We start from the raw sequence: 26,456 nt of genomic DNA on the forward strand, positions 1-26,456 counted from the left end.
CCCGCGCCGGCCGGCGCGCTGCCACCGCTTTTCCGTCCGCGCCGTCAGCCCGGCCGCCTGATGCTCTCGATGATCCTGGCGAAGCCCTCCTTCCCGTGGCCCGCGTCGACCTGGCGCCGGACGAGCCGCTGGACCATGGCGACGACCTCGGTGCTGACGCCCTGGTCGGCGCTGGCGGCCACGAGGTACGTGAGGTCGGAGAACTCCAGGCTCTGCTGCCCGGGGACGGTGTAGTCGCCGCCGTCGATCACCTCGGCGAACCCGGCGAAGGCGCCGGTCATGGCGGTCAGCCACGGGGCGGCCATGGCGGCGAACTCACCCGCTGTGACACCGGCGGGGGCGACCATGGCGGCGCCGTGCGCGAACCCGGCGAACATGACGTACATGCCGGCGAGGAGGGCGAGGTCGTACAGGGACGCCATTCCGGCGTCCTCGCCGAAGTAGGTGCTGGTCCCCCACAGGTCGAACAGGCGCCGGTGCTCGTGGAAGACGTCCGCCGACCCGCTGTAGAGGACCGACGCCCCCGGCCGGCCGATCATCCGCGGCACGGCCATGATGCCGCCGTCCAGGTACGCGGCCCCGGCGCCGGCCGCCCACGCCGCCGTCTCCCGCGCCTGGGCCGGGGTCGTCGTGGTGACGTTGACCAGGGTCCGTCCGGCCAGCTCGGCCGCGAGCGGATCGAGCACCTCGCGGACCGAGGCGTGGTCCAGCAGGCAGACGATCACCGGCCCGCCGGCCCGGACCGCGTCACCGGCCGTGGCGGCGGCCCGCGCTCCCTGTGCCACCAGGCGGTCCGCCCTGCCCGGCGACCGGTTCCATACCGTCACCCGGTGCCCCGCCGCCACCAGGGCGGCCGCGAGCGCGCCGCCCATCTCGCCCAGTCCGAGCACGCTCACCTGAATGTCGTCGTCGTGTGTCATGGCCCCATCCTGTCCACCACCGGTAAGGTGCACCAGTACGGACTAATTAGTCAGGTACTCACCTGTGAGTAAGTACGGCGGGGAGAGAGCGGATGGCGGCATCGGCACGGCGGGGTCCCTATTTCTGCGGCATCGACGCGGCGATGGACGTCGTCACCGGCAAGTGGAAGTCACTGATCCTGTGGGAGCTGCACCACCACGGCACCCGCCGATTCGCCGAGCTGCGCCGCGGCCTGCCGGGCGTCAGCGAGAAGATGCTGATCCAGCATCTGCGCGAGATGGAGGAGGATGGGCTCGTGCATCGCGAGGTCTACCGCGAGGTGCCGCCGAAGGTGGAGTACTCCCTGACCGAGCACGGCGTCTCGCTCAACGCGGCCCTCGCCCCTCTGGGGGACTGGGGCGCCGAACGCATGCGGCGGATCGGCGCGGAGAAAGTCTCCGCCCCCGCCTAGGCCGGACGGCCGCGCCGCCCTTCCGCCAGGGCGGCGAACCGGCGCAGACTGTGGCGGAACACCGCCTTCGCCGCCGGCCGCACCAGCGGCCACCCGGCCCGCCCCAGCGCCCCGAACGGCACCAGCAGCTCCTCCGTCCAGATCACCCGGCTGCCGCTCCCGAGCGCGCGCACCCGGAAGGCGCCCCGGCCGCGCACCACCCGCCCGGTGTGCTCCATCACCACCAGTTCCGGCGGCTCCCACCGGGTGATCGTCATCGTGTCCAGGAACCCGACCGGCCGCACCCCGGAGTACGCCTCGACGACGTCCGGGGCCACCTGCCTGGTGCTGGTCAGGAACATCCACTCCCGCTGCCTGGCCCAGTCGGTGAGCAGCGCGAACACCTGCTCGGGCGGCGCCGCCACCTCGACGGCGGCGCCGACGTACACGGCTCTGGCCACGTCGCCTCCTGTCTCTCCCGCTCCCCCTACCCCGCCCGCCCGGTGCTAGAGTCCCGTCCGGAATGAACGACCTGGGCGGGCAGCTACGGCCGGTCCCCGGGCAGCGGCTGCGCTTCGGCCGCGGCGCCGAGGGCATCGAACGCCTGGAGGCGAGCCTCGTCGGCGAGGCGTTCGCCACCCACCGCCACGACACCTACGCCATCGGCGTGACGCTGTCCGGCGTGCAGACGTTCCGCTACCGGGGCGAGCGGCGGCACTGCCTGCCGGGCGAGTGGCACGTCCTGCATCCCGACGAGCCGCACGACGGCGCGGCCGGCACCGACGAGGGGTTCGGCTACCGCATTCTGTACGTGGACCCGTTCCTGGTGCGGGAGGCGCTGGGCGGCGGGCCGCTGCCGTTCGTGACCGATCCGATCGTGCCGCCGTCCGGGATGGACCCGTCACTGCTGGCCTGCCTGCGCCGGATGGACGAGCCTCTGGGCGAGCTCGCCCGGCTGGACGTGGCGCTGCTGGTGGCCGACGCGCTGCGGCGGCACGCGGGCGGCCCCACGCCGGACGGGCCCGGGCCCCTGGCGGTGGCGGCGCTGACGCGGGTGCGCGAGCTGATCGCCGCCGACCCGGCCGCGCGGCGGACGGTGGCGGAGCTGGAACGGGTGTCGGGGCTCGACCGGTGGACGCTGGCCCGCCAGTTCCGCGCCGCCTTCGGCACCAGCCCGACCCGGTTCCGCACGATGCGCCGGCTCGACGTCGTACGGCGGGCCCTGCGGCACGGCACGCCGCTGCTCGATGCGGCCCTGGAGGCGGGCTTCGCGGACCAGGCCCACATGACGCGCATGTTCAAGCGCGCCTACGGCCTCACGCCGGGCCGCTGGCTGGCCGCGCTACGCCCTTGACGGCTCCGCCTGGCTCCCGGCGGCTGCTCACAGGCCGCCGGCGACGCTCAGGACGGCGCCGGTGACGTACGACGCCTCGTCCGATCGTCATGGTCTCCACGGCGGCCTTGGTGGCGGCGTAGGCGACGTACTCGCCGGGCGAGCCGGTGCGGGCCGCGACCGACGAGATCGTGACGATGCCGTTTCCGCCCGGCGGCCGTCCCTGCCAACGCCGCGCCGTCCGCGGCCAGCCGTTCCACGACGGCGGCGCCGATCCCCCGGGAGCCCCCCGTGACGATGATCACCATGCCTGTCCCTTCTCCGTCCTGGCCTCGATCGCGCGGACCACCGCCACCATGTCGAGCCCGCCGTGCCCCAGCCGCAGCGTCTCGGCGAACAGCGCGTGGCAGACGTCCAGCAGCGGCGCGGCCACGCCGCGCTCCCGCGCCGCCTCGGCGATGAGCCGGTTGTTCTTCAGCACGTCGGCGACGGCCGCCTGGGCGGCGAAGTCGCCCCCGACCAGTTTGCGCGCCTTGACCCGGGAGACGTCGCTGGCCATCGGCCCGGTGTCGAGCACCCGCGCGAAGGTCTCCAGGTCCAGCCCGTGCCCGGCGGCGAAGTGGGCCGCCTCGGCCAGCCCGCTCACCATGGTGATGAGGAACAGGTTCACCGCCAGCTTCATCAGCAGCGCGCCGGGGACCGGCCCGCACGGGACCGTCCCGGAGCACATCGGGGCCAGCAGCGGCCGGACCTCCTCGACGGCGTCCGGCTCGCCCGCCAGCATCGCGACGAGCCGGCCGGCCTCGGCGGGGCCGCGCGAGCCCGACACCGGGGCCTCCACGTAGCGGCCCGCCGCCGCGAGCACGTCGGCGGCCAGCGCCGCGGAGTACGCGGGCGCGGTCGTCCCCATGTGCACGACGGTCCGCCCGGACACGCGTGCCTCGAAGGCGGGGGTGCCGCGGCCCAGCACGGCGTCCGTGGCGGCCTCGTCGGCCAGCATGAGCAGCACCACCCGCGCCCGCAGGAACAGCTCGCCGGGGTCCGCCGCCACCCGCGCCCCGGCCGCCCGCAGGGCCTCGGTCCTGGACGGGGTCCGGTTCCACACCACGAGCGGCGTGCCCGCCCTGGCCAGGTTGAGCGCCATGGGCTGCCCCATGAGGCCCAGCCCGGCGAACCCTGCCGTCATCCACCCCACCTCCCGCCTGCCTGTTCGCGGCCTCCGTTGTAGCGGAGGGAGCGGGCGCCGGTCTTGAACGGTTGTGATCGGGCAGACCGGAATAGGAGCGGCGGACAGGCCGTTGTCGTGGCTGCGGGGCTCGCTCGGGGTCCCGCCCGGACGAGACGCGCCGTACCCGGCCTGCAAAGACGACGCTCCTGGGAAGGAGCCGTCATGGCCTGGTTGATGATCATCGCGGCTGGTCTGTTCGAGGTCGTCATGGCCTACTCGCTCAAGCTGAGCAACGGGTTCTCCGCGCTCTGGCCGAGCGTCGTCTTCGGCGTCTCCGCGGTGCTGTCGTTCGGGCTGCTCGCGCTGGCGCTGAAGAACCTGGAGGTCGGCACCGCGTACGCGGTGTGGACCGGCATCGGCGCCGTCGGCACCGCCGTCCTCGGCATGATCGCGCTGGGCGAGGACACGTCCCTGCTGAAGCTCGCCTCGATCGGGCTCATCCTGTGCGGCGTCGTCGGCCTCAACCTGGCCGGCGGCGGCCACTGACGGGAAGCGGTCCGGAGCTTACCCTGAACATGAGGTGATTCGCCCATGTTCGAGCCACCCGTGCTGCCGCACCGCTACGTGCCCTGGACCGACCCGGCCGATCCGGACGCCGCCGAGGAGTGCCGCGTCTGCGGCAGCGAACCGGACCCGCGCCGCCCCGGCCTGCACCGGGACGAGATCGCGCCCGAGCCGCCCGCCGACCCGGAGGGGCTGCCGCTGCCCGACCACCTCGTGCGGCTCGTCCGCGCGGAGCTGGCCGCGGCGCCCGTCCCCCTCCTGGACGCCCAGCTCGACCTCCTCGCCCGCCGGGTGGCCCGGGGGCTGCTGCTGCGCGGCGCGATCAGGCCCCGGCGCTCGGACTGGCGCCCGCCCACGGGCCGCGCGGCCTGAGCGCCGGGGCCCTCCGGGGTCAGCGGCGCGCCGCGTGCTTCCCCTTGCGCCGCTCGGCCACCCGTACGCCGACGAACACCAGGACGGCGGCCACGACGAGCCCGATCACCACGTTGGTGCCGATGCCCACGTACGTCTCCACGAGATGCCACTGCTCCCCGAGGAGGTAGCCGGCGTACACGAAGATGACGTTCCAGATCAGGCTGCCCCCGGTGGTGAGGAGCAGGAACATGGGCAGCGGCATGCGCTCCACTCCCGCCGGGATGGAGATGAGGCTGCGGAAGACGGGGATCATCCGGCCGAAGAAGACCGTCTTGCGGCCGTGCCGCTGGAAGAACGCCTCGGTCTTCTCGACGTCGGACGCCTTCAGCAGGGGCATCCGGTCCACCAGGGCGAGCACGCGGTCGCGCCCCAGCATCGCGCCCACCCAGTACAGCGCCAGCGCGCCGACGACGGAGCCGAGGGTGGTCCACACCACGACGTCGAGGAGGTCCATCTCCCCCTGGCTGGCGGTGAAGCCGGCCATGGGCAGGATCACCTCGCTGGGCAGGGGCGGGAAGAGGTTCTCCAAGGCGATCGCGAGGCCCGCCCCCGGGGCCCCGAGCATCTCCATCAGTCCGATAAGCCAGTCAGTCATAAGCCTCAAGGCTAGAAATGATCAAATAAGTACGGAATGAGGCTGCTGCCCGGGTAAACCTGCGGTAAACCTCACCCCTCGCGGGTCACGGCAGCCTCAGGCGCGTAGCGGGCCACCAGTTCGGCGCCGATCCTGGCCAGCTCGGCGCGTACCGCCTCCGGCTCGACCACCTCCACCTGGGCGCCCCAGCCGGCGAGCTGCTCGGCGATCGACAGGGCCATGGGGGCGGCGACCCGCACCCGCGCCCGGCCGTCCGGCTCGTGCCCGAGCACCTCGCAGTGGCGTCCGAAGCGGTCGCGCAGGATGCCGGCGTGCCGGTCGGCGACGAGCACCACCGCCGTGACGAGGGAGCGGCGGCGTTCGACCTCGCCGACGACGCGCTCCCACTCCGCCGCCAGGTCGAAGCCGTCCGGCCGCTCGGCGGGCAGCCCGGTGGGCGCGGCGGCGGTGACGCGGTCCACCCGGTACGTCCGCCGCCCCGCCTCCGTGCCCGCCACGAGATACCAGAGGCCGTCCTTGTCCACCAGGCCGAGGGGGTCCACCAGCCGCTCGGCGGGCTCGCCGCCCTTGCCGGCGTAGGTGAGGCGCACCTTGCGCCCGGCGACGACCGCGTCCTGCAGCGTCCGGACCAGGGCGGGCGGCTCCCGCCCCGCCTCGCCCCAGCGGGCCGGGTCCGACACGACGGCGCGGGCGGCGGCCTCGGCGTCGGCGCGGAAGGTGGCGGGCAGCGCCCGTACGAGCTTGCGCAGGGCCGTGGTGAGCGCCGGCGCGGCGGTCGTGGCCGGGCCGAGGAGCAGGAACAGCGCCCGCGCCTCGGCGGCGGTGAGCCCGGTCAGGTCGGTACGCGCCCCGCCGACCAGTGACCAGCCGCCCCCGCGTCCCGGCTGCGGGTAGACGGGGATGCCCGCGGCCGACAGCGCCTCCAGGTCGCGGCGGGCGGTGGCGACGGAGATCTCCAGCTCCGTGGCCAGCTCCGAGGCGGTCAGGCGGCCGCGCCCCTGGAGCAGGAGGAGGGCGGCGACCAGGCGGTCCGCGCGCATGCGTTCATCCTGGCAGGAAAAGCGCTCAGGGGGTGAGCGCTTTTCGCCCGGCGCCGCCGGCCTCCTGACCGGCGTCCCCCGTCAGGAGGCCACGTACACGACGTGGCCGGCGCTCGCCGGGTCGTCCAGGAGGGAGAGCATGCAGTCGGCCGTGTCGGCGCGGACGGTGCTGTGGCCGTCCCTGACCGCGCGGTCCCAGGAGGTGCGGTAGCGGCCGGTCGGCGGGGCGTCGCGCAGCCGGCCGGGGCGGACGACGGTCCAGTCGAGGCCGGCGCGGCGCAGCAGCTCCTCCGACGCGGCCAGGTCGGCGTAGCCGTGGCGGAGCAGCGGCTGCACGACGAGCGGCTTGAGCACGTACCGGGTGAACGGGCCGTCGCCGGCGTCGGCCACCATGCCGGCCGCGCCGACGGTGAGCACGCGGCGCACGCCGGCGCGGCGCATGGCCTCGGTGATGGCGGCGACGCTGCCGGAGTGGACGGTGGTGGGGCCGCGCTCGCGGCTGCCCATGGCGCTGAGCACGGCGTCGCGGCCCTCGACGCCGGGGGCGATCGCGGCGGGGTCCATCACGTCGGCCTCGACGACCTCGACGTGGTCGCGGAGCCGGGCGGGCATCCGGGCGGCGGCGCGTACGACGGCGGTGATCTCATGGCCCCGGTCGAGGCCCTGGCGGACCAGTTCGAGCCCGATGCCGCCGGTCGCTCCGAAGACGGCCAGCCTCATGAGGCGTCCCCTTTCTCGGAGGGTTAGTGAGCGTTTACTCACCACTCTACGCCCGCGCCCTGCCGCCCGCCCGGCCGGCCCGGTCTACGCGCCGGACTCCGGCGCGTAGAAGGCGGTGACTGCGGCGACATGGGCGGCCGCCTTCTCGGCCGGGATGCCGGCCGCCTCCTCCGCCTGGCCCCATGCCCGCGCCGAGGCGGTGATGACCTGCCGCCCCTCCGGGGTCAGGTGGAAGGTGTCCTCACCCACCTTCTCGCCGCCGGAGAGGTGCAGGGCCAGGCCGAGCAGCCCGAGGTCCCAGCCGACGCCGACCCCGCCGCAGCCGAACCCCTCCCACATCTCCGGCGGGACCTCGGCGACGTGCCGCAGCTCGAGAACGGTGGCGCCGTCCTCGGCCGTCAGCTTGACCTCGACCTCCGACAGGCCAGGGGCCTCCCCCATCACCCAGCTCACCTTGAACCGCCGGGGCGGCTCGCACTCCAGGACCTCGCCGCCGGCGTTGCCCTCGAACTGGTATCGGCCGCCGAGCCGCAGCTCGCCGCTCACCGGCAGGAACCAGCGCTTGAGGCGGTCGGCGTCGGTGCAGGCGTCCCAGACGTCCTCGATCTCGGCGTCGTAGCGGCGGCGGATGACCAGGTCCTTGCGCTCGCCGTCGAACAGTTCCCGGTGCGCCCGGGTGATCTCGTCAACCATGTTCATCAGAGGTTTCCTTCTTCTCGGTTGTCTGTCGGCGTTCGCGCCCGCCGCGAGCCAGTTCGGTGGCCAGGGCGTCGAGGCGCTGGTCCCAGAAGCCGCGGAAGCGCTCCAGCCAGAGGTCGACCTCGCGCAGCGGCCCGGCCTCGACGGCGTAGAGCCGCCGGGTGCCCTCGGCCCGCACGCTGGCGAACCCGTTGTCTCGCAGCACCCGCAGGTGCTGCGAGACGGCCGGCTGCGAGATGCCGAACTCCTGCTGGATGACGGCGGTGACCTCTCCGGAGCTTCGCTCACCGCCGGCGAGGAGCTCCAGGATCCGGCGTCGTACCGGATCGCCGAGGACGTCGAATGCGTGCACTCCCCGAGTATTTCAGGGCATGCTTATATAAGTCAATCCTGGGATAGTCGGTCAGTCGTCCAGGCCGCGGGCGCTCAGCGCCTCCCCCAGGGCGTCCGCGTGCCGCAACGCGCCGACCACCAGCGGCACCGCGAAGGCCCGCAGGCTGCGCTCGACCCCCCGGGCCCGCTGCGCGTCCCGGACGCGGCCCGCCAGGTCCGCCAGCACCGGCACCGTCCTGATCGTCAGCGACAGCAGCAGCGACACCCGGAACGGGTCCAGCCCGACCAGCCGCGCCGGGGCCATCAGCCGCTCCAGCACGGCCATCATCTCCGAGGTGCGCGTGGTGACCGTGACCAGCCCGGCCAGCGCCACGGCGAGCACCACCCGCAGGGTCGTGACGGCCGCCCCCTCGACGCCCACGAACGCCCACTGCAGGGCGAACAGCGCCACCGCGAACCAGCGCACCGGCCGCACCTGCGCCCAGGCCGCCGCCACGCCCACGCGGGACAGCGCGTACAGGGCCGCCGTGACCACCGCCGCGCCCCCCATCGCGAGCGGCGAGCGCAGCAGCACCAGGGCCGTGCAGACGACGGCGAGCCCGGCCAGCTTGGCCCCGGCGGGCAGCCGGTGCAGCGGTGAGGCGCCGGGGACGTAGGCGCCGGCGGTCCTGCCGTTCACGTCATGAGCTTCCTGTAGTGGCCGATGGCCTCCTCCGGCGTGCCGTCGGCGACCACGCGCCCCTCGTCGAGCACGAGCACCCGGTCGAAGCCGGCCAGCAGCGGCAGGTCGTGGGTGACCACCACCACCTGCTGCGGCAGCTCGCGCAGCAGCTCGGCCACCTGGCGCGAGTGGCGCAGGTCGAGCAGCGTGGTGGGCTCGTCCATGACGATCACCTCCGGCTCCAGCACCATCACCGAGCACAGCGCGAGGAGCTGCTTCTGCCCGCCGGACAGGTGATGGGCCGGATGGTCGGCGTGCCCGGCCAGGCCGTAACGGGCGAGGACCTCGGCGACCCGCCGGTCGGCCTCCTCGCGGGGCAGCCGGTGGCGGCGCAGCGAGAACGCGACGTCCTCGGCCACCGTCGGCATGACGATCTGGGCGTCGGGGTCGGTGAACAGGAAGCCGACGGCCCGCCTGATCCGCGCCGCGTGGCGGCGGGTGTCCAGGCCGAGCACGGTGACGGCGCCGGACGTCGGCAGCGCCAGGCCGTTGATCAGGCGCGCGAGCGTGCTCTTGCCGGAGCCGTTGGCCCCGACCACGCCGATCCGCCGCTCGCCGAGCGACGCGGTGACGCCCCGCAGCACGTCCCGCTCGCCGAGCCGGACCCGCACGTCCGCGAACTCGATCACGCTTGCCTCATCTCACACCACCTCGAACAGGGCCGCCACGCCCATGCCACCGCCGACGGCCGCCGCGGCCAGGCCGAGCGTGCCCGGCGGGGCGCCGCCGCGGACCAGCCGGGTGAACAGCCGGGTCACCACGACCGCGCCGGTCGCTCCCCACGGATGGCCGAGCGCCAGCGCGCCGCCGCCGGAGCAGACGCGGCCGGCGTCGGCGCCGAGCGGGTCGAGCCCGAGCGCGTCGGTGACGGCCAGCACCTGGGCGGCGAACGCCTCCACGAGCTCCACCGCCGCCACCTCGTCCATGCCGGCCCCGGCACGCGCCAGCACCCGCCGCACGGCGGCCACCGGCCCCCAGCCCGGCAGCGCGGGGTCGCAGCCGGTCACGCCCCCGGCCACCAGCCGCAGCCCCGGCCGTCCGGCGCGCAGCCGTTCCGGCACCACGGCCACGGCCGCCGCGCCGTCACTGACCGGGGAGGAGTTACCGGCCGTCACTGTACCGGCCGCCACCGGCGTCGCTAGTGCGGCCGTCGCCGTGGGCGGGGTGGTGAACGCGGCCGGGAGGCGGGCCAGGGACGCCACGCGCAGCGGGCGCGGGCGCTGGTCGTCGTGCCGGCCGCCGATCGGGACGATCTCCTCGGCGAACGCGCCCGTGTCGCGGGCGGCGAGGGCGGCGGCGTGGCTGCGGGCGGCGTAGGCGTCCTGGCGGGCGCGGGTGACGCCGCGGGCGGCGGCCAGCGCCTCGGCGGCGGGCCCCATGTCGGGGTCCGGATGGCCGGCCGGCGCGAACGCCGCCCGCCGGTAGGGCTCGCTCTCCCCCCTGCGGGTGCGCAGCGGCGCGGTCGAGGCGCTCTCGGCCCCGCCCGCGATCACCAGCTCCGCCTCCCCCGCGCGTACGGCCTGCGCCGCCACCAGGATCGCGGCCAGGCCGCTGCCGCACTGCCGGTCGACGGTGAGGCCGGGCACCTCGTGCCCGAGCCCGGCCGCCAGCGCCGCCACCCTGGCCACGTTGCCGCCGGGGCCCATGCAGTTGCCGAGCACGACGTCATCGACGGGAGACCCGCCGAGCCGCGCGTCGCGGGCGACGGCGGCGACGACCGGCGCGGCCAGCAGCTCGACGGTGAGGTCCTTGTAGGCGTGCCCGGCGGTGCCGATCGGCGTACGGCGGGCCGCCACGACGACGGGCGCGGCGGGATCGGTCACGTCAGCCTCCTGATGCCGGGGTCGCCGTCGGCCAGCCGGGACGCGACGAGCGCGCGGGCCGGCTTGCCCGCGCCGGTGCGGGGCAGGCTGGGCACCGCGTACCAGCGGCGGGGCCGCTGCGCCGCGTCCAGCCCGCTCCTCGCCACCGCCTCCAGCAGCGCCCGGGGCGGCGGCGAGCCGCCGTCGCCCTCGACGACCGCGGTCACCACCGAGCCCAGGGACGGGTGCGGCGAGCCGATCACCACGAGGTCGCCCACGCCGGGCACCTTGCGCAGCACCTCCTCGACGTCCTCGGGCACGACGGTGGCCCCGCCGGTCTGGATCGCGCCGTCGCCGCGCCCGCGCAGCCGCAGCGGCTCCCCCGGCCGGTAGGGACGGGCGACGTCGCCGACGGTCATCCAGCCGTCGCCGTCGCGGCGCAGCGGGCCGCTCGCGCCGCGCAGGTAGCCCTCGGCCAGCCAGGGCGAGCGCGCCCACACCTCCCCCAGGCCGTCCGCGCGCGGCCGGACCTCGATCTCGGTCCCGGGGAACGGGCGCAGCCCCGCACCGTCGGCGTCGGCGGCGACGAACGACAGCTCGCTCGCCCCGTAGTAGGCCACCACCCGGATCCCGGCCCGCCCGGCGGCGGCCCGTACGTGGGGGGCGAGCGCGGCCCCGCCCGCCACGGCGGAGCGCACCGACCCGGGGGCGGCGAGCACGGCGGGCAGCAGGTGCGGCACCAGGTGCACGACCGTGGCCCGGCCGAGGTGCGCGGCCAGGCCCTCGGGGCCGCGGCCGGCGGGCCAGCGGCCGGGGACGAGCGCGGTCGCGCCGGTCGCCAGGGCGTGCACGGCGGCGAAGGCGTACAGGGAGGACCACAGCGGTCCCGGCACCAGCACCACGTCGCCGGCGCTCATGCCGGCCAGGTCCGCGAGGTGCCCGAACGAGCCCGTCCAGGAGGCGCGGGTGCGGACGATCGCGCGGGGGCGGCCGGTGCTGCCGGAGGTGAAGCAGGCCCAGGCGAGGTCGCCGGGCGCGGGAGCGGGGACGATCGCGGGGCCGGGCGCGGCCGGCGGCGGCTCGTCGAGCAGCAGGTCCGGGGGCGCGGAGGCGAGCATGCGCGCCCAGCGCCGCCGGTCCCAGGCGGGGTCGCCGACGAGCGGGGTGGCCCCGGCCAGGTCGGCCGCCAGCACGGCGGTCAGCAGCGCGACCGGGTCGGCCAGCCCGATCGCGACGAGCGAGCCCGGCCGTGCGCCCCGGCCGAGCAGATGCCGCGCGGCGCCCTGGACGTCGCCGGCGAGCCCGGCGTACGTGAGCTCGCGGCGCGGCCCGCGCAGCGCGACGACGCCGGGCCGGGCGGCGGCGTGCCGCAGGACGTGTGCTGCTACCGGCATGAACCGCTCAACGCCCCCAGCCGGACCGGAGCCGCTCGCGGTGCACGGCGGGCACCGCGTCCGGATAGGCCCGCTGGACGCCACGGGCCACGACCGAGGCCAGCACCGCCTTGATCACGTCGCCGGGCAGGAAGGCGGCGCTGAGCGCCGCGGCCGCCGGCAGCGACGCGCCCGTGACCAGCGCCTGCACCGGAATGCCGAACAGGTAGATCACGCCGATGCCGCCGGCCAGGCAGGCCACGACGAGCTGGAGCAGGCTCGGGCTGCGGCCGGCTCGTTCGGTGAGCCAGCCGGTCACGGCCGCGCCGGGCAGCCAGCCGATGAGGAACCCGGCCGAGGGCCCGATGAACGCGCCCAGCCCGCCGCGCCCGCCCGCGAGCAGCGGCAGCCCGGTCGCCACCAGCGCCAGCAGCACGGCGACGGCCAGCGCGGCCCGCCACGCGCCGAGGATCACCCCGGCCAGCATCACACCCATGGTCTGGAGGGTGATCGGGACCAGGTTGCCGAAGACGTTGACCGAGCCCGGCAGCCCGAGCACGGCGATGAGCGCGGCGAACACCGCCACCCTCGCGAGGTCTCCGGTGGGGAACCGGCGCCACTTGCCTGCTTTCTTCATGAAGTCGATCTCACACCAGAACGGCATGCTCCGGTCATGGAGGGTTCCCACAACTTTCCGGCCGTTCATCTGCGATCCGACGATACCTTCCGGCAGCCGGTGGCCTGGAACCGCTCGTCGATCCTGGACTCCCTGGCCTCGACGTCGCGGGCGGGCAGCGTCTCGTTGGGGACGGCGAAGCCGAGCTCCTCGGGCCCGTCCCCGGCGGACGCCGTCATCGTCATGGTGATGAGGTCCGGGACGAGGTCCTCGGCGTCCGGGTAGCGCAGGCGGATCCGGTAGGAGGTGACGGTGCCGCCGCTGCGGGCGGCCTTCGCGATGGACAGGGTCCTGGCCAGGGCCTCGACCGGTCGTCCCTGGGTGGGAGGTTCGCCGATCGGGCGTCAGCGCCAGGACAGGGCGAATCGCCCTATCGGCCGCCTCGTCGGCTTTGTGTAGACATTCGTGCCCATGGTCACGATGGCATAACGTAGCGGTATGGCTACTTAAGGTAGTTTCACCAGATAGGGCATGCGGCACGCCCGCCGGGTCCCCCGTGCCGTCGCCCCGGCGTCACAGCCCGCTGACCGCCTCGTGGACGGTCCCGTCCACGGCGTAACCGCGCTCCTGACGGACCGTCCCGGTGCCGGTGTCGATGGCGTACACCTGCACCCGCGTCCGCTTGAAGCCGAGCTTCCTGATCATGCGCAGGGTGGAGCCGCCCGTCCAGTCGAGCCTGACGTCCGTGTCCACCTCCATGAGCCTCTTCTCGACGGGGTCCCGCCCCACCTTCTGGCCGGACGCCGGCACCGGGATCGTGGCGGTGACCTCGCGCGTCTCCAGGTCGTACAGGGCGATCGCGGGCCTGCGGCCGGTGGCGTAGACGGCGACGGTGCGGCCTGCGGCGTCGAGCGCGGCGGTGGCGCCGTTCTCGCCGACCAGCCGGGGCGGGACCACCTCGGCGGTGCGCCTGCCGTCCAGGTCGTGGACGCGGAGCCTGCCGGGCTGCTCGTCGTACGACCTGGCCAGGATCTGGTCGCCGTCGCCACTGAAGCTCACGACGTCGTCCCTCACCGCCACGTCCGGCACCTTGCCGAGGAGGGCTCCGGTGCCGGCGTCGTACACCCGCGCGGGGCTCATGGTGTTGCCGGCCCAGCAGCAGGACACCGCGACGAGGGAGCCGTCGTACGACATCGTCACCCGGGTGCCGTCGAGCTCGATCCCGGAGGGCCACGCCCTGGCCTTCGACACCCGCGTCCCGCCGCCGAGGTCGCGGATGACGAGCCGGGCGTCCTTGGCCCTGACGTACGCGAGGCGGCGCCCGTCGCCGCTGACCGCGACCGCGCCCTCCCACCGGCCCACCCCGGGCAGCGGATGCCGCTCGCCGCCGGTCGTCCGGTACCACCAGGAGCCGCACCAGGCGGCGTTCCGCGGGTCCTTGGCACAGTCGGAGACGGCGACGTACCGGATCGGCGCGGGCGTCCCACCCGTGGAGACGGCTCCGCTCGCGCTCCCCGGGACGGCCAGGACGACCGCGCAGCCGGCGAGCGCCGCACGAAGGATCTTCATACGGGGTTGGACCTGGCGCCCCCGGTCAAGGTTGATCGCGATCCGATAACCTCACCGGAGGTCCTTGTAGAAGAAGCTGCAGGCGGCCGGGGTGCCGTCCGGGGAGGCGGCGTAGCCGGGCACGATGCCGTAGCGGGTCCAGCCGCCGGTGAGGTAGACGCGCTCGGCGGTGCTGTCGGTCTCGGTGTCGAGCATGAGCAGGTGGACGCCGGAGGCGAGCGCGGCCCGCTCGGCGGTGGCGAGCAGCGCGCGGGACAGGCCGCGGCCCCGGGCGTCCCGGTGCACCATCAGCTTGATGATCTCGCCGCGGTAGCGGGAGTTGGGCTTGCCTGCCATGACGAGGCTGATCGTGCCGGCGACGCCGGAGGCGTCACGGGCCACCCAGACCCGGAGGGTGCCCGAGGCCACGGCCGGGGCCTGGGCCCGCCACCAGGCGGCGGCCTCCTCCAGCCCGAACGGCGACAGGAAGCCGACGGACGCGCCGTCGTCCACGGCGTCGACGAGCAGAGCGGCCAGGTCCTTGATCGCGGAGTCGAACTCCTCGGCCGGCAGCGGGTCGATGGCGTACATGCGCGGGATCCTTCCAGCGAGCGCTACAGAGGGGGTCAGGGCAGGACGACGAGGATGACGTAGCGGGCCGGCCCGGGGCCGGGACAGTGGAACCGGGAGGCGCCCCACAGCACGAAGCGCAGGCAGTCACCGGCGGTGAGGGTGTGCGCGCGGCCGTTCGCGGCGATCTCGACCGTGCCCTCCAGCACCCAGATGTGCTGTTCCAGGCCGGGTACGGGCGGCACGTCGTAGGCGATGTCCGCGCCGGGCCGCAGCGTTCCCTCCACGACCTCCCCGCGCAGGCCGGGATGCGGCGGCGAGACCGACCGGCGGGCGAAGCCGGACTCCTCGTCCCGCCACACCCGCTGCTCCGCCGCGCGCACGAGCAGCGGCGGCTCCGACTCGACCTCGGCCAGCAGGCGCGACAGGGTCCGCTCGTAGACGGCGCAGAGCTTGTTGAGCAGGGCGGCGGTGGGGCTGATCTCCGCCCGTTCGAGCCGGGACAGGGTGGAACGGCTGACGCCGGTGCGGGCGGCCAGCTCGTCGAGCGGCCATCCGCGCTCGACGCGCAGCTCCGCCAGCCGTTCCGCGAGCCGGACGTCCAGCTCCTCCGCGCTTCTCACATCCGGGATGATATCCCAGATGTGAGACACACGGCGCACCATGGGGCTAGCCGGCGTTGAGCAGCGGGACGAGCTGCTCCTCCTCGTAGTCGAGGTGCGCCTCCAGCTCCGCCGTCAGCCGCTCGACCTCGGCCAGCAGCGTGTCCTGGGCCACGTCGTCGGCCGCCAGCAGCGTACGCAGCTCCTCCAGCAGCCGCGCCACGACGGCGTGCTCGGCCCGCAGCCGCTCCAGCGCCGGCCCCAGCTCCGGATGGCGTCCCTCCATCGCGGGGAACATGTAGTCGTCCTCGCGCGCGTGGTGCACGTGCAGCCCCTGGCAGAGGGTCAGGCAGTTGACCTTGAGCTGGGCGGCCACGCGCGGGCCCGAGGCGGCGACCTCGGCGCGGATGAGGGCCAGCTCCCGGCGGAAGGCGTCGTGCAGGCTCTTGAGCGCGTCCCCCATGGGGCCGGCGGGCGGCCCGGGATCGGCGGCGACGAGCGCGACCACCGGCAGGACCCGCCCGGACCTGGTCTCGTAGTCGGCCCATCCGGGGCTCTGCTCGACGGCGCGGGCGAACAGCCGGTCGCGTTCCTCGCCCGTGAGCACGACCGCCTCGGCCTGGTAGGTGAACGTCCCGTCCTCGACGGTGACGCGCGGGTCGGCGCGCAGGTTGTGGTACCAGGCGGGGTGGCGGGGCGAGCCGCCCGCCGAGGCGATGACGAGGACGCGGTCGCCGTCGGGCAGGCACGCGACCGGTACGGTGTGCGGCGCGCCGCTACGGGCGCCGGTGGTGGTCAGCAGGAGCAGCCTGGCGCCCTCGAAGGGGCCGCCGACCCGGCCGCCGTTGGCGCGGAACTCGTCGATGATCTGCTGGTTGAAGTCCATGGGCATGCGTGTTCGTCACTCCGTGAGGGGATGCGTGAGGAGTCGGCGGGCATGGGTGAACCCGCACGGCATGCCGTCAGAGAGCGGGACGGGCCGACTACACCGTCCGTGGCATGGGGTGACGCGCGGGGATCCGGTGGTCAGGCACGACCGAACGAGTGAGTGTCCACGGCGTCATCCCCTTTGATCAGGCGCCTCCATGCCGCCGCCGTGCACACCGGCCGGCGTCACGCGACGCGACGGCCATTACACGCGCCCTTGAGGATCTTGTCAAGCGTCCGCGTACGCCGCCGCCGTCGCGATGATCGCCGGAACGGGGACGTTATGCGAGGCGAGCGGCGGGAAGGGACTTTCCATCCCGGACGAATCCCATTGAAGGGACTGTCATATGAGCATGCCGCCCTTAGGGACGCATGTCTGGTTCGGCGATGACGACAGCACGTTCTCCATGGACCTGCGCGTCACCGTCGTCGGCCGGACGCCGGCCGACCTGCGCGCCCGCGCGCTCGACGAGGCCCGCCTCTTCTACGGCGGACGGGCCGAGCACGCGGGCGTGACCGTGCTCAGCGCCGACGTGGAGAAGGTGGACGACGGCGGCGAGTACCGCGCGACCGTCGTGTTCCGCCAGGTCACCGGCTGAGCCGCGCCCCGCCGGCGGCCGCCCTCAGGCGAGGGAGTCGATCCAGCGCTCCAGCCGCCGCCCTTCCGTCCGCATGAGAGCGGGATCGCGGAAGGTGTTGGTGAGCAGCGACACGCCCTGGTACGCGGCCAGCAGGGCGACCGCGAGCTCCCGCGCGTCGTCGCGTCCCATGGCGGCGAACTGCCGTTCCATCCAGTCGAGCAGCGCGCCCATGACGGTGGCGACGGCCCGGTCGAGGCCGTCGTCGCGCTTGTCCAGCTCGGAGGCGAGGGTGCCGGTGGGGCAGCCGAAGCGGGCGGTGACGTCGCTCTGCCCGACCCAGCCGCCGACGAGGGCCTTGAGCCGGTCCTGCGGGGCGGGAAGCCGGTCGAGGCGGTGGATCAGGGCTTCCAGCTCGCGGCCGTGGGTGTCGATGGCGGCCCCGATGAGCTGGTCCTTGGTCTTGAAGTAGTAGTAGACGTTGCCGACGGGGACGTCGGCGGCGCGGGCGATGTCGGCGAGCGTGGTCTTCTCGACGCCCTGCTCGTGGAGGACCCGGGCGGCCGCCGCGGCGAGCCGCTCGCGCTTGCCCGCCCTCATTGAGTCAGTCACCTCACTCACTATAGACAACCGCTCCGGCGGCACGCTATGGTCTCGCCCTGAGTCAGTCAGCTAACTAACTCTCCTGGGAGGAACCATGACACTGCCGCACGACCAAGGCGGACGCCGCCTTCCCCGCCGGCCGCGCGGATGACCTCGCCCCGCGCGTCCCGGCCGCTGCTCCGCTTCCTCGCCGGGCCGGACGTCGCCACCCTGACCACGCTGCGCCCCGACGGCACCCCGCACGTCACGGCCGTCCGCTTCACCTGGGATCCCGGCGCGTCCCTGGCCCGTGTGCTGACCGTCGCCGGCGCCCGCAAGACCCGCAACCTCGCGGCCGCCCCGCACGCCGCCCTCTGCCAGGTGGACGGCTTCCGCTGGGCCACGCTGGAGGGCACCGCCACGGTGTCCGCCGATCGCGGGCGGGTGGCGGAGGCCGTCCGCCGCTACACCCACCGCTACGGCTCGCCGCCCCCCGCCCCTCCCGGCCGGGTCGTCGTCGAGATCGCGGTGAGCCGCGTCCTGACCCTCAACCTCTGAACGGAACTCCTCATGCCCGTACTGAACGTCCTCGGCTCCACCATGTCCTACCGCGAGCTGGGCTCCGGCGCGCCCACCGTCTTCCTGCACGGCAACCCCACCAGCTCCCACCTGTGGCGCAACGTCATGCCCGCCGCCGGGCCCGGCCGCCACCTGGCCCCCGACCTCATCGGCATGGGCGAGTCGGGCAGGCCGCCCGTCGACTACACCTTTGCCGACCACGCCCGCTACCTCGACGCCTGGTTCGACGCCCTGGAGCTCGACGACGTACTGCTCGTGGGCCACGACTGGGGCGGCGCGCTGGCCTTCGACTGGGCCGCCCGCCACCCGGGCCGGGTGCGCGGCATCGCCTTCACCGAAGCCGTCGTCAAGCCCATGAGCTGGGAGGAGTTCCCCGAGGGCGGCCGGGAGCTGTTCCGGGCGATCAGGACCGAGGGCGTGGGCGAGGCGATGATCCTCGACGACAACGCCTTCCTGCGCGGCCTGCCCGCCACCATGGCCACCCCGCTGGCCGAGGAGGACCTGGAGGTCTACCTGCGGCCGTACCCGACGAGGGAGAGCCGGCTGCCGCTGCTGCGGTGGCCGCGCTCGATGCCGCTCGGCGGCGAGCCCGCGGACGTGGTGGCGAGGATGGAGGCGTTCGGACGGTGGGCGGCGGACAGCCCGGAGGTGCCGAAGCTGCTGATCGGCTTCCGGCCGGGCCCGGGATCGATGTGGACGCCGGAGACCGTGAAGTGGTGCGCCGCCACCATGGCCTCGCTGGAGGTCCGCGAGCACGACGAGGTGGCCGGGCACCACACGCCGGAGGACCGTCCGCTGGTCATCGCGGCGGACGTGGCCTCCTGGTCGCGAACCTCGACCCGCTGACGGCCGCCCGCCTCTACGATCGGAGGGCTGCCACCGGCCCAAGGAGAACGAACGATGGTCCAGGACGTCGCCGTCCACGCTCTGATCAGCGCCTTCGCGGGCGAGAACGTCGAGGCCAGGTTCGTCGGCCCGACGACCGTCAGCCTCAGCCTGCCGGAGATCGGCGACATCCCCGCCGACGTGACGGTCTACACCGAGCACGCCGACCTCCTGCCCCCGTCCGAGATCCCCGGGTTCGCCGCCGAGTTCGCCCGCGGATTCGTCCAGGGAGTCCGCCGCCACCACAGCCGGGCCCAGGCCGCCCAGGCGTCCGCGGTCGACATCGACCGGCTGCTGGCCGAGGAGTCGCTGCGGATCCGCCTCTACACCGAGCAGACGCTCGCCGACCCGCCCGGCCTCCTGGAGTCGCTGGTGACCCGCCCGCTCGCGCCTGGCCTGGTCGAGACGGTGGTCATGGATCTGCCCGACTCCATCGTCCCGCTCAACCGCGCCGATCTCGGTCACCGCGGCGAGAACGAGGTGTTCGGCGCCGCGCTGCGCGCCTCCCTCCACCGGGAGCCGCACTACGTCGAGACCCATCAGCTCTGGGGCGTGCCGATCACCCACATCGGGCAGACCCACCGCTACATCGGCGCCCACGCGCACGTGCTCAAGCGGCATCTGCGGCAGGCCGGGCTCGGCGCACTGGTGTCGTTCCCCGTCCCCGAGTACGTGCTGGTGCACATCATCGGCGACGTGCACCTGGTCGCGGCGATGGAGACGATGCAGTCGCTCAGCCGTACGCATGCCGAGCAGGGCGAGCACCCGCTCACCCCGCAGGTCTACTGGTGGCGGCCGGGCGCGCACGAGGACCTGCCGGAGGAGCAGGCGCTCGTCAGCGGTCTCGTCCCGGACCTGCGTCCGGTCGAGATCGAGGTGGACCACGAGGAGCGGAGCGTCACCCCCCGCACCGCCGCGGCCGAGGAGCTGCTCACCCTCTGGACCCACGACATCTGACCGGTCACGCGCCCCGGAGCGCGCGGTCGGCCTCCGCCACGAGGGCCGCGCCGCGGTACGGCTGCCAGGCCGTCCGCAGCTCGCGCAGCTCGCCCCGGACGCGGGCCGAGGCCACCAGCCGGACGTCCTCGCTCAGCCCGAGCACGGTCACCGCGGCCCGCTCGACGTCCCCGGCGCGCAGGAAGGCGTGCGCCGCGCGCAGCCCGATGAGCGTGCGGGTGCGCCGCTCGACGGGGCGGCGGGCGTCCATGGAGGCGGCGAAGTGGCGGGCCGCCCCGGCGTGGTCGCCGAGCCTGGTCAGGGTCAGCCCGATCTGGTGCTCCAGTGACTCGCGCCGGTAGTTGCCCGTCCACTCCGACTCGGGGCGGGAGTCGGCGCGTTCGAGCTGGGTCTCGGTGCGGTGCAGCAGGCTCAGCGCGTCGTGGCGGGTGCCGGCGGCGGCGTGCGCCTCGGCGCGCATGCCGGTGACCCACGCCTGCGTACGCGGCGGTCCGTGCCCGCCGAGCGCGGAGGCCGCCGCCTCGGCGAGGGCCAGCGCCTCCTCGTCGTGGCCCAGCTCGGCGGCCTGCACGGCCATGCTCCGCAGCGCGGTCGCGCGCAGGACGAGGTCGCCGGCCTCGTCGGCGAGCCGGACGGCGCTGATGTAGTAGCGCTGGGCCAGGGCGTTCGCGCCGGCGTCCATCGCCATGTAAGCGGCCAGGTAGCTCAGCTCGGCGGCGGCACCGAACAGGTCGGGGCGGCGGCGGCCGGTCGTGCCGTGCAGCAGCGGCGTGACCTCCCGCGCCAGGTAGGCGGCCACGGCGGCGCGGGCGTGGCCGCCGCCGTACTGGTCGTCGAGGTCGGCGAAGCCGGCGGTCGCGGCGCGGATCCTGGTGACGTCGGCCGCGCCCGCCCTGGCCGGGGCCCGGCCGCCGGACGCGATCAGCGCGGCGGCCCCCGCGGCGACCCCCGCAGCGACCTCCGCCGCGACCTCCGCGGCGGCCGGGACGCGCGCGCCGGCCGCCAGGCCCGAGAGCGCGGCCAGCGTGAACGTGCCCGCCGTGAGCACCGTGCGCCGGTTCAGCAGGTCGTCCTCCCCCAGCGTGGCCAGGCGGGCCACCGGGTCGCCGCGCCAGGGGTCGCCCCGCCAGGGGTCGTCGGGCTGCACGACCCCCGGGTCCGGCCAGCCGAGGTGCGCGGCGGTCAGGTCGGTCCGGCCCAGCCGCCGCCGGAACGCCTCCACCACCGCGGCCACCGCCTCCGGACGCGGGACGGTGCCGGTCAGCCAGTGCCCGACGGCCGAGCGGTCGTAGTGGAGGCGGTCGCCGTTCGCGGCGGCGGCGGCGTTGACGTGGCGGGCGAGGGCGGCGTGCGTCCAGGCGGCCTGCTCGATCAGCGCGGCCAGGGCCCGGTTGGCGACGGGGTGGGTGCGGCGGGGCGGCATCGCATCTTCACATCGCTTCACATCCTGGTGCCCTCGACTCTGCGCTCCACGCAGAGCACCGTCAATAGTGCGGACCGTGACACAGCGTTCCGAAGGATGATTTATGTCGGGGGGCAGCGACATGAACGGACAGCAGGAGAAACGAACGCCCCGCCACAGCGGCGCGGTCGCCGCCAGTGACCGGACGCCCGGCGACCGGGCCACCTACGACCGGGCCCCCGGCGACCGGGGCTCCGGCGCCTGGGCCTCCGGCGACCGGGCCTCCAGCGCCCGGGACCCCTGGGCGGCGCGGTGGGACGCCGAGGCCGTGCGGGAGGAGGTGCTGGCCGGCCGGCCTCTGGTCGTCGTGGACCGGTGCACGAGCGCGCTGCGCACCGGCTACACCGGCCCGTCCGCCGTGGGGGCGCTGCGGCCGGCGCTCGCCATCGGCTGCTACGCCGCCTGGGACCCCGCCCAGGCGGACCTGGTCGTCGCGGCCGAGGACCGCACCCGCGTCCGCTCCGTGGCCGAGCGCCACGGCTGGCCCCGCCGGGTACGCCACGAGGCCGCCCGGCACCTGCTCAAGCTCGACCGCCCGCCGGTCGTCGTCACCGGCGGCGCGGACGTCCGGCTCGGCGAGCTGGCCGGCCCCGGCGGCACGCCCGCCGCGATCGATCCCGGCGTACGGTTCACGCTGGAGTCCAAGCCGCTGCTCGACGACCTCCTGCGCGCCGCCGGGGTGCCCGCCGTGGCGCGGGTCCGCAGCATGCACGTGGACCGGCTGCCGTCGCCGGCCGAGCTGCGGCGGGCCGTCGGGGCCGAGCGCGTGGTGGTGCAGGCGGGCGGGCCCGGCGGGAGCGGCACGGTGATCGTGTCCGGGGAGGCGGACATGGGCCGCGCGGCGCGGCTGCTCGGGCCGTACCGGGTGGCCGCGTACGTGGACGGCTGGCCGGTCGCGATCACCGTGCTCAGCGTGCCGGACGGCAAGGGCGGCGTCCACGTGTACGCCGACCGGCCCGCGCACCTCACGACCGGCGTCACCGAGCCGTCCGCCGGCCCCGTGAGCGCCGCCGGTGCCGACTGGTCGCGGCCCTGGCCCGCGCCCGCCGCCGCGCTGCTCGTCGAGTGCGCCGAACGGGTGGCGCTCTGGGCCTGGCGGAGGTACGGGGCCGCCGGGATGTTCGGCGTGGACGCGCTCCTCACGCCGGACGAGCGGGTCCGCCTGACCGCCCTGCGGTGGCGGCGGCAGCGGCGCGACGAGGTGGAGGCGGTCAACCAGCAGGCGGTGGGGCTGCCGCCGTTCGTGCTGGGGCAGCTCGCGGTGATGCTCGGCCGGCCGGTGGGCTGGCTCGGCGACCCGGCGGAGTTCAACCAGCTCACGCTGCTGCGCGCCACCCAGCAGGGCGGGCCGTTCGCGGTGCGGCTGCGCCTGGCCGAGGGGCCGCCGGTCCGGATGGCGGGCGGGCAGGGCTCCGGCGTCTACCGGCTCGGCCGGGACGGGCGGGCGCGCTGGGTGCGGCGGGCCGCGCATCCGGCGCAGGCACGCTGCGACGACGGTGAGTTCCTGCTGGCCGACCTGCCCGGGCCCGGCATCGCCTGCCACCCCGGGGCCGATCTGGGCACGCTGGAAGGGGTGACCGGGGGCGGGACGCCGCCGTTCCACGGGCCGGCGAGCGTGTCGCCGTTCACCCGGGGGATCCTGTCGGCCGTGAGCGGGCTCCTCGTGCCGTGGACCCGGCCGTAGCGCCGCGGCGCCGCCGGAGACGACCTCGCGTACGACAGGTTCCGCGAGGGTTGGCACCATGAGCGGTGTCGGGGTGGTGAGGCGAAGGAGCAGGGCGATGCCGCGTACCTGGTTGACCGATCGGTTCGGGCTGGACGTGCCGCTGGTGGGGGCGCCGATGGCGGGGGTCGGCGACGGGAGGCTGGCGGCGGCCGTGTCCGCGGCGGGCGCGCTGGGCATGTTCGGCGTGCCGGCGAACGCGCCAGGCTCGTGGGTGGCCGAGCAGGCCGCCGTCGCGGCCGGGAGCGGGCGGCCGTACGGGATCGGGCTGATGGCGTGGGCGCTGCCGGACAGCCCCGGGCAGCTCGACGCGGTGCTCGCCGCCCGGCCCGCCCTCGTCTCCGTCAGCTACGGCGACCTCGCCCCGTACGTGGAGCCGCTGCGCGGCGCGGGCATCACCGTCGCCGCCCAGGCGGGCACCACGGAGGAGGCGCTGGCCGCCGAACGCGCAGGCGTGGACGTCGTCGTGGCGCGGGGCGGCGAGGGCGGCGGGCACGGGCGCGACGAGGTCGCGACCCTGCCGTTGCTGCAGAGCGTCCTGGACGCGGTGAACGTCCCGGTGCTCGCGGCGGGCGGCGTCGCGACGGCGCGCGGCCTCGCCGCCGTGCTGGCGGCCGGGGCCGAGGGCGGATGGGCGGGGACGGCGTTCCTCGGCTGCGCCGAGACGACCCTCGCCGGGCCGGCCCGGGCGCGGCTGCTCGCCGCCGGCGAGACCGGCACCGCCTACGGGCGGGTCTTCGACGTGGCCCAGCGCCTGGCCTGGCCGCCGGAGTACGGAGGGCGGGCCCTGCGCAACGCCTTCTTCGACCGGTGGCACGGCAGGGAGGAGGAGCTGGGCGAGGACGAGGGGGCGCGCGCCGAGCTGACGGCCGCCCGGCGGGACGGCGACTACGACACCGCGTACGTGTACGCCGGGCAGGCGGTCGGCCTGGTGCGGCACGAGCGCCCGGCCGCCGAGGTGGTGGCCGGGTTCGCGGCGGTGGACGAGCTCCTGTCCCGCTTCGCCCGGCCCTGACGCCGGCGGCCGTCACGGGATCAGGGGGCGGCCGGCAGGACTCCCGCCAGGTAGGCGGCCAGTTCCGCGGGTCGCGACAGCATCACCATGTGGCCGCCGGGCATCTCGTCGGGGGTGATGCCGAGCCGTTCCCCGACGTGCCGGCGGACGAAGCCGGGGGTGAAGAACCGGTCGTCGCGGCAGAGCAGGTATCTCGTCGGCACGTCCGGCCAGGCGGGCAGGGGCCACGGCTCGCGGCCCGCCCGGTCCACGCTCACGGTCGCGGCGAGCGCGCCGTCGTGGTCCGCCACCCGCCGGGCCAGGTCGCGGGGGACGTCGTGGAAGTAGAGCTCGTGCTCGTCGTCGATGCCGGACGGGGGCCGCCCGCTGCGCTCCCACCAGTCGTCCGGCGGCTCGCCCGGGGCCGGGATCATGGCGGTCACCAGGACGAGCGCGGCGGCCGGCGCGCGGGCGCAGACGAGCGGGGCGACGAAGCCGCCCCAGGAGTGGGCCACCACCACGAGAGGCCGGCGCCCGCCGGCCGCCCGGACGACGGCGTCGGCGTAGTCCCAGAGCCCCGACCGCGGGTCGGACATCGGCAGGTCCACCGCGACCGTGTCGTGGCCGCGGTCACGCAGCTCCGCCTCGACCAGGTGCCAGTCGAAGGCGCTCCCGCCGCCGCCGTGGATGAGTGCGAAAGTCGTCATGCCGGTGGAGACCCGCGGCGGCGTCCGAACTCATCGGGCGGGCGAGTCCTGGCCCCCGTCCGTGGCGGCCGTGTGGCCGCGGGGGCTGCCCCCTTACGGCACTTCCTGGGCGGTCTCGGCGGGCCTGCCGTAGGTGACGGAACGGCGTACCGGCGCGGGCGCCGCCGCGTGCAGGGCGGCGTCGGGCCGCGCCCCGAGCGCGTCGTTCACGGTCGAGAACGCCAGCCGTAACGCGACGAACGCCGTCATCGCGAAGATCTGCCCGTCGCCGAACCCCGCCGCCCGCAGCTCCTCCACGTCCTCGGGCCGGGTGGCGCTGGGGTCGCGGGCCACCTTCCGCGCCCACGCGGCCATCGCCCGCTCGGGCTCCTCCAGCCCGGCGTCGTCGCCGCGCAGCAGCCCGCCCGCCGCCTCGGCCCCTGCGACCTCCGCGAGCCTGGTCCCCCAGGCCAGCGAGCAGTAGGAGTCGCCGATCGTGGAGGCGCACGCGGTGACCAGCACGGCGCGTTGCCGCAGCGTCAGCCCGCCGGCCGCGGCCACGCCGCCGATCAGGCCGAACAGCTCGCCCTGCGCCTCCGGCTGGTACGCCCACAGCCGGGACAGGTTCATCACGTACCCGTGGTCGGCCAGGTCCTCGTCGTAGAGCCGCTGGGCCGCGTCGCCGAGTTCGGGCTCGGGAAGGAAGTTGCTCATGCCACCGCCAGTGCCGCGTCGGTGCCGGACGCTCCGTCCGGCACTTCAGCATGCCCGCTTCCCGCGCGCGGGCACAGGCCCACTACGCGGCGCCGTTCCCGTCCCCGTTCCCGCGCAGCGCGGCGGCGAAGCGGCGGCCCGGCTCCGGGTCGGCCCCGAAGCGCGCGGCGTAGCGCTCGTGCGTCTCCCCCCAGTGCTCGTGCGCCTCCTCCTCGGTGACGGCCCGGCCGGACAGGTACGGCTCCAGCCGCGACAGGTAGACGTCCCACCCGGCGGCGGTCTGCGCCGCGAGGCCGTGGTCGTCGATGACGTGCACGAAGACGAGCCGGCAGCCGTCGCCGTCGGGGGTCAGGTCGAAGCTGTACGGCTGGCCGGCGTACGTCCAGGCCAGGCGGCGGGGCGGGTCGACCTCGGTCACCTCGACGCTCGCGCCGCCGGCGTCGAGGATCTCGCCGACCGCCGGCGTCCAGTCGACGGCGGCGGGGAACCAGGCCCTCAGCTCGTCGGGCACGCTCACGGCCCGCCACACGCGCTCGACGGGGAAGGCGAGCACGCGTTCGAAGCGCAGCGCCGGGCGGCCGTCGATGGTCTCCAGGGTTCCGTCGGTCATGGGTTGTCCTCCAGGTGTCGTTCGAGGGCGTCGAGACGCTGGGACCAGAGCATCCGGTAGGGCTCCAGCCACTCCGCGACCTCGGCGAGCGGTTCGGGGCGCAGCGAGTAGACGCGCTGCTTGCCGTGCGTGCGCACGGCGACGAGCCCGGCCTCGCGGAGCACCTTGAGGTGCTTGGACACGCCGGGCTGGCTGAGGTCGAGGTGTTTCACCAGCTCACCGGCGGGCCGCTCACCGGTGCGGAGCAGGTCGAGGATCCGCCTGCGGTGCGGCTCCGCCAAGGCTGCGTAGGCGCTCATGGCATACATAT

The 26,456-nt window shown here is 75.2% G+C and carries 34 protein-coding genes and 1 riboswitch; of the genes, 10 read left to right on the forward strand and 24 right to left on the reverse strand.

Features of this window, described 5'->3' with window-relative positions; all coding sequences use genetic code 11:
* Positions 1–44 precede the first annotated feature (44 nt).
* Entirely contained in the window at positions 45–920 is an 876-nt protein-coding gene (locus tag Nocox_RS23420) for an NAD(P)-dependent oxidoreductase (protein ID WP_020540370.1), read from the reverse strand.
* 92 nt (positions 921–1,012) lie between these two features.
* Here Nocox_RS23420 and Nocox_RS23425 point away from each other — a divergent pair, with 92 nt between their 5' ends.
* Positions 1,013–1,372 (forward strand): winged helix-turn-helix transcriptional regulator, encoded by a 360-nt coding sequence (locus tag Nocox_RS23425; RefSeq protein ID WP_026213761.1) that lies wholly within the window; start codon positions 1,013–1,015, stop codon positions 1,370–1,372.
* Here Nocox_RS23425 and Nocox_RS23430 read toward each other — a convergent pair.
* Positions 1,369–1,812 carry an SRPBCC family protein gene (locus tag Nocox_RS23430; RefSeq protein ID WP_020540368.1) on the reverse strand — a complete coding sequence of 148 codons (444 nt, stop codon included), beginning with the start codon at positions 1,810–1,812 and terminating at the stop codon, positions 1,369–1,371. The two genes, Nocox_RS23425 and Nocox_RS23430, sit on opposite strands and share 4 nt — an antisense overlap.
* Positions 1,813–1,874: 62 nt before the next feature.
* Here Nocox_RS23430 and Nocox_RS23435 point away from each other — a divergent pair, with 62 nt between their 5' ends.
* A complete protein-coding gene (locus Nocox_RS23435; protein WP_020540367.1) occupies positions 1,875–2,705 on the forward strand; it encodes an AraC family transcriptional regulator in 831 nt (276 codons plus the stop codon).
* Between the two features lie 280 nt (positions 2,706–2,985).
* Here Nocox_RS23435 and Nocox_RS23440 read toward each other — a convergent pair whose 3' ends face one another.
* The gene (locus Nocox_RS23440; protein ID WP_020540366.1) at positions 2,986–3,870 is read right to left on the reverse strand and encodes an NAD(P)-dependent oxidoreductase; all 885 of its coding nucleotides are present in this window, start codon (positions 3,868–3,870) and stop codon (positions 2,986–2,988) included.
* Positions 3,871–3,992: 122 nt separating this feature from the next.
* A riboswitch (guanidine-III (ykkC-III) riboswitch) is annotated at positions 3,993–4,059 on the forward strand.
* Between the two features lie 15 nt (positions 4,060–4,074).
* On the opposite strand from Nocox_RS23440, the gene Nocox_RS23445 reads away from it, so the two are divergent.
* The gene (locus tag Nocox_RS23445; RefSeq protein ID WP_020540365.1) at positions 4,075–4,398 is read left to right on the forward strand and encodes a DMT family transporter; all 324 of its coding nucleotides are present in this window, start codon (positions 4,075–4,077) and stop codon (positions 4,396–4,398) included.
* 45 nt (positions 4,399–4,443) lie between these two features.
* Complete coding sequence (locus tag Nocox_RS23450) at positions 4,444–4,788, forward strand: hypothetical protein (RefSeq protein WP_020540364.1); 345 nt, start codon at positions 4,444–4,446, stop codon at positions 4,786–4,788.
* A 19-nt stretch (positions 4,789–4,807) separates the two neighbouring features.
* Here Nocox_RS23450 and Nocox_RS23455 read toward each other — a convergent pair whose 3' ends face one another.
* From Nocox_RS23455 to Nocox_RS23525, 15 genes are all read right to left on the reverse strand, one after another.
* The gene (locus Nocox_RS23455) at positions 4,808–5,425 is read right to left on the reverse strand and encodes a DedA family protein (protein ID WP_026213760.1); all 618 of its coding nucleotides are present in this window, start codon (positions 5,423–5,425) and stop codon (positions 4,808–4,810) included.
* Between the two features lie 71 nt (positions 5,426–5,496).
* On the reverse strand, positions 5,497–6,465 hold the full coding sequence (locus Nocox_RS23460; protein ID WP_020540362.1) for a helix-turn-helix transcriptional regulator: 969 nt from the start codon (positions 6,463–6,465) through the stop codon (positions 5,497–5,499).
* Between the two features lie 81 nt (positions 6,466–6,546).
* On the reverse strand, positions 6,547–7,185 hold the full coding sequence (locus Nocox_RS23465; RefSeq protein ID WP_020540361.1) for an NAD(P)-dependent oxidoreductase: 639 nt from the start codon (positions 7,183–7,185) through the stop codon (positions 6,547–6,549).
* 84 nt (positions 7,186–7,269) lie between these two features.
* Positions 7,270–7,884, reverse strand: coding sequence for an SRPBCC family protein (locus tag Nocox_RS23470; protein ID WP_033407729.1), 615 nt, complete (start codon positions 7,882–7,884; stop codon positions 7,270–7,272).
* Positions 7,871–8,236, reverse strand: coding sequence for an ArsR/SmtB family transcription factor (locus Nocox_RS23475; protein WP_020540359.1), 366 nt, complete (start codon positions 8,234–8,236; stop codon positions 7,871–7,873). The genes Nocox_RS23470 and Nocox_RS23475 overlap by 14 nt, the downstream gene beginning before the upstream one ends.
* A 51-nt stretch (positions 8,237–8,287) precedes the next feature.
* Positions 8,288–8,896 (reverse strand): energy-coupling factor transporter transmembrane component T family protein, encoded by a 609-nt coding sequence (locus tag Nocox_RS23480; RefSeq protein WP_020540358.1) that lies wholly within the window; start codon positions 8,894–8,896, stop codon positions 8,288–8,290.
* Positions 8,893–9,567: an energy-coupling factor ABC transporter ATP-binding protein gene (locus Nocox_RS23485; RefSeq protein ID WP_020540357.1), complete on the reverse strand. Its 675-nt coding sequence runs from the start codon at positions 9,565–9,567 to the stop codon at positions 8,893–8,895. Before Nocox_RS23485 ends, Nocox_RS23480 begins: the two co-directional genes overlap by 4 nt.
* 12 nt (positions 9,568–9,579) lie before the next feature.
* Entirely contained in the window at positions 9,580–10,761 is a 1,182-nt protein-coding gene (locus Nocox_RS23490; RefSeq protein ID WP_020540356.1) for a thiolase family protein, read from the reverse strand.
* The gene (locus tag Nocox_RS23495; RefSeq protein ID WP_020540355.1) at positions 10,758–12,134 is read right to left on the reverse strand and encodes a class I adenylate-forming enzyme family protein; all 1,377 of its coding nucleotides are present in this window, start codon (positions 12,132–12,134) and stop codon (positions 10,758–10,760) included. The genes Nocox_RS23490 and Nocox_RS23495 overlap by 4 nt, the downstream gene beginning before the upstream one ends.
* 7 nt (positions 12,135–12,141) lie before the next feature.
* Complete coding sequence (locus Nocox_RS23500; RefSeq protein WP_020540354.1) at positions 12,142–12,777, reverse strand: biotin transporter BioY; 636 nt, start codon at positions 12,775–12,777, stop codon at positions 12,142–12,144.
* A 38-nt stretch (positions 12,778–12,815) separates the two neighbouring features.
* Entirely contained in the window at positions 12,816–12,974 is a 159-nt protein-coding gene (locus Nocox_RS23505) for a hypothetical protein (RefSeq protein ID WP_020540353.1), read from the reverse strand.
* A 328-nt stretch (positions 12,975–13,302) separates the two neighbouring features.
* Positions 13,303–14,298 carry a WD40 repeat domain-containing protein gene (locus tag Nocox_RS23510; protein WP_020540352.1) on the reverse strand — a complete coding sequence of 332 codons (996 nt, stop codon included), beginning with the start codon at positions 14,296–14,298 and terminating at the stop codon, positions 13,303–13,305.
* 51 nt (positions 14,299–14,349) lie between these two features.
* A complete protein-coding gene (locus Nocox_RS23515; RefSeq protein ID WP_020540351.1) occupies positions 14,350–14,868 on the reverse strand; it encodes a GNAT family N-acetyltransferase in 519 nt (172 codons plus the stop codon).
* A gap of 35 nt (positions 14,869–14,903) precedes the next feature.
* Positions 14,904–15,470, reverse strand: coding sequence for a helix-turn-helix domain-containing protein (locus tag Nocox_RS23520; RefSeq protein ID WP_020540350.1), 567 nt, complete (start codon positions 15,468–15,470; stop codon positions 14,904–14,906).
* Between the two features lie 46 nt (positions 15,471–15,516).
* Positions 15,517–16,341, reverse strand: coding sequence for a nitroreductase/quinone reductase family protein (locus tag Nocox_RS23525; protein WP_020540349.1), 825 nt, complete (start codon positions 16,339–16,341; stop codon positions 15,517–15,519).
* Between the two features lie 382 nt (positions 16,342–16,723).
* Between Nocox_RS23525 and Nocox_RS23530 the strand changes: the two genes are divergently transcribed.
* A complete protein-coding gene (locus Nocox_RS23530) occupies positions 16,724–16,975 on the forward strand; it encodes a hypothetical protein (protein ID WP_157382740.1) in 252 nt (83 codons plus the stop codon).
* 24 nt (positions 16,976–16,999) lie between these two features.
* Here Nocox_RS23530 and Nocox_RS23535 read toward each other — a convergent pair whose 3' ends face one another.
* Positions 17,000–17,566 (reverse strand): TetR/AcrR family transcriptional regulator, encoded by a 567-nt coding sequence (locus tag Nocox_RS23535; protein ID WP_026213758.1) that lies wholly within the window; start codon positions 17,564–17,566, stop codon positions 17,000–17,002.
* 138 nt (positions 17,567–17,704) lie between these two features.
* On the opposite strand from Nocox_RS23535, the gene Nocox_RS23540 reads away from it, so the two are divergent.
* Genes Nocox_RS23540 through Nocox_RS23550 form a run of 3 tightly spaced genes read left to right on the forward strand, consistent with a single transcriptional unit; the run spans position 17,705 to position 19,957 of the window.
* Entirely contained in the window at positions 17,705–18,094 is a 390-nt protein-coding gene (locus Nocox_RS23540) for a pyridoxamine 5'-phosphate oxidase family protein (RefSeq protein ID WP_020540346.1), read from the forward strand.
* 12 nt (positions 18,095–18,106) lie between these two features.
* The gene (locus Nocox_RS23545) at positions 18,107–18,961 is read left to right on the forward strand and encodes a haloalkane dehalogenase (protein ID WP_020540345.1); all 855 of its coding nucleotides are present in this window, start codon (positions 18,107–18,109) and stop codon (positions 18,959–18,961) included.
* 54 nt (positions 18,962–19,015) lie between these two features.
* A complete protein-coding gene (locus Nocox_RS23550; RefSeq protein ID WP_020540344.1) occupies positions 19,016–19,957 on the forward strand; it encodes a hypothetical protein in 942 nt (313 codons plus the stop codon).
* 4 nt (positions 19,958–19,961) lie between these two features.
* Here the strand turns inward: Nocox_RS23550 and Nocox_RS23555 are convergent, their stop codons facing one another.
* A complete protein-coding gene (locus tag Nocox_RS23555; RefSeq protein ID WP_020540343.1) occupies positions 19,962–21,380 on the reverse strand; it encodes an NsdA family TPR-like regulatory protein in 1,419 nt (472 codons plus the stop codon).
* 121 nt (positions 21,381–21,501) lie between these two features.
* Here Nocox_RS23555 and Nocox_RS23560 point away from each other — a divergent pair, with 121 nt between their 5' ends.
* Together Nocox_RS23560 and Nocox_RS23565 are read left to right on the forward strand one after the other, a co-directional pair.
* A complete protein-coding gene (locus Nocox_RS23560) occupies positions 21,502–23,103 on the forward strand; it encodes a hypothetical protein (RefSeq protein WP_157382739.1) in 1,602 nt (533 codons plus the stop codon).
* A 97-nt stretch (positions 23,104–23,200) separates the two neighbouring features.
* Complete coding sequence (locus Nocox_RS23565; RefSeq protein ID WP_020540341.1) at positions 23,201–24,157, forward strand: NAD(P)H-dependent flavin oxidoreductase; 957 nt, start codon at positions 23,201–23,203, stop codon at positions 24,155–24,157.
* Between the two features lie 20 nt (positions 24,158–24,177).
* On the opposite strand, the gene Nocox_RS23570 is transcribed toward Nocox_RS23565, so the two are convergent.
* From Nocox_RS23570 to Nocox_RS23585, 4 genes are all read right to left on the reverse strand, one after another.
* Positions 24,178–24,843, reverse strand: coding sequence for an alpha/beta fold hydrolase (locus Nocox_RS23570; RefSeq protein WP_020540340.1), 666 nt, complete (start codon positions 24,841–24,843; stop codon positions 24,178–24,180).
* 93 nt (positions 24,844–24,936) lie between these two features.
* Complete coding sequence (locus tag Nocox_RS23575; protein WP_020540339.1) at positions 24,937–25,536, reverse strand: carboxymuconolactone decarboxylase family protein; 600 nt, start codon at positions 25,534–25,536, stop codon at positions 24,937–24,939.
* Between the two features lie 82 nt (positions 25,537–25,618).
* Positions 25,619–26,146, reverse strand: a complete 528-nt coding sequence (locus Nocox_RS23580; RefSeq protein WP_020540338.1) for an SRPBCC domain-containing protein — start codon at positions 26,144–26,146, stop codon at positions 25,619–25,621.
* Complete coding sequence (locus Nocox_RS23585; protein WP_026213755.1) at positions 26,143–26,445, reverse strand: ArsR/SmtB family transcription factor; 303 nt, start codon at positions 26,443–26,445, stop codon at positions 26,143–26,145. Before Nocox_RS23585 ends, Nocox_RS23580 begins: the two co-directional genes overlap by 4 nt.
* Positions 26,446–26,456: the final 11 nt, after the last annotated feature.

It is taken from the genome of Nonomuraea coxensis DSM 45129 (assembly GCF_019397265.1).
In the GTDB taxonomy this organism is placed as follows: Bacteria; Actinomycetota; Actinomycetes; order Streptosporangiales; family Streptosporangiaceae; genus Nonomuraea; species Nonomuraea coxensis.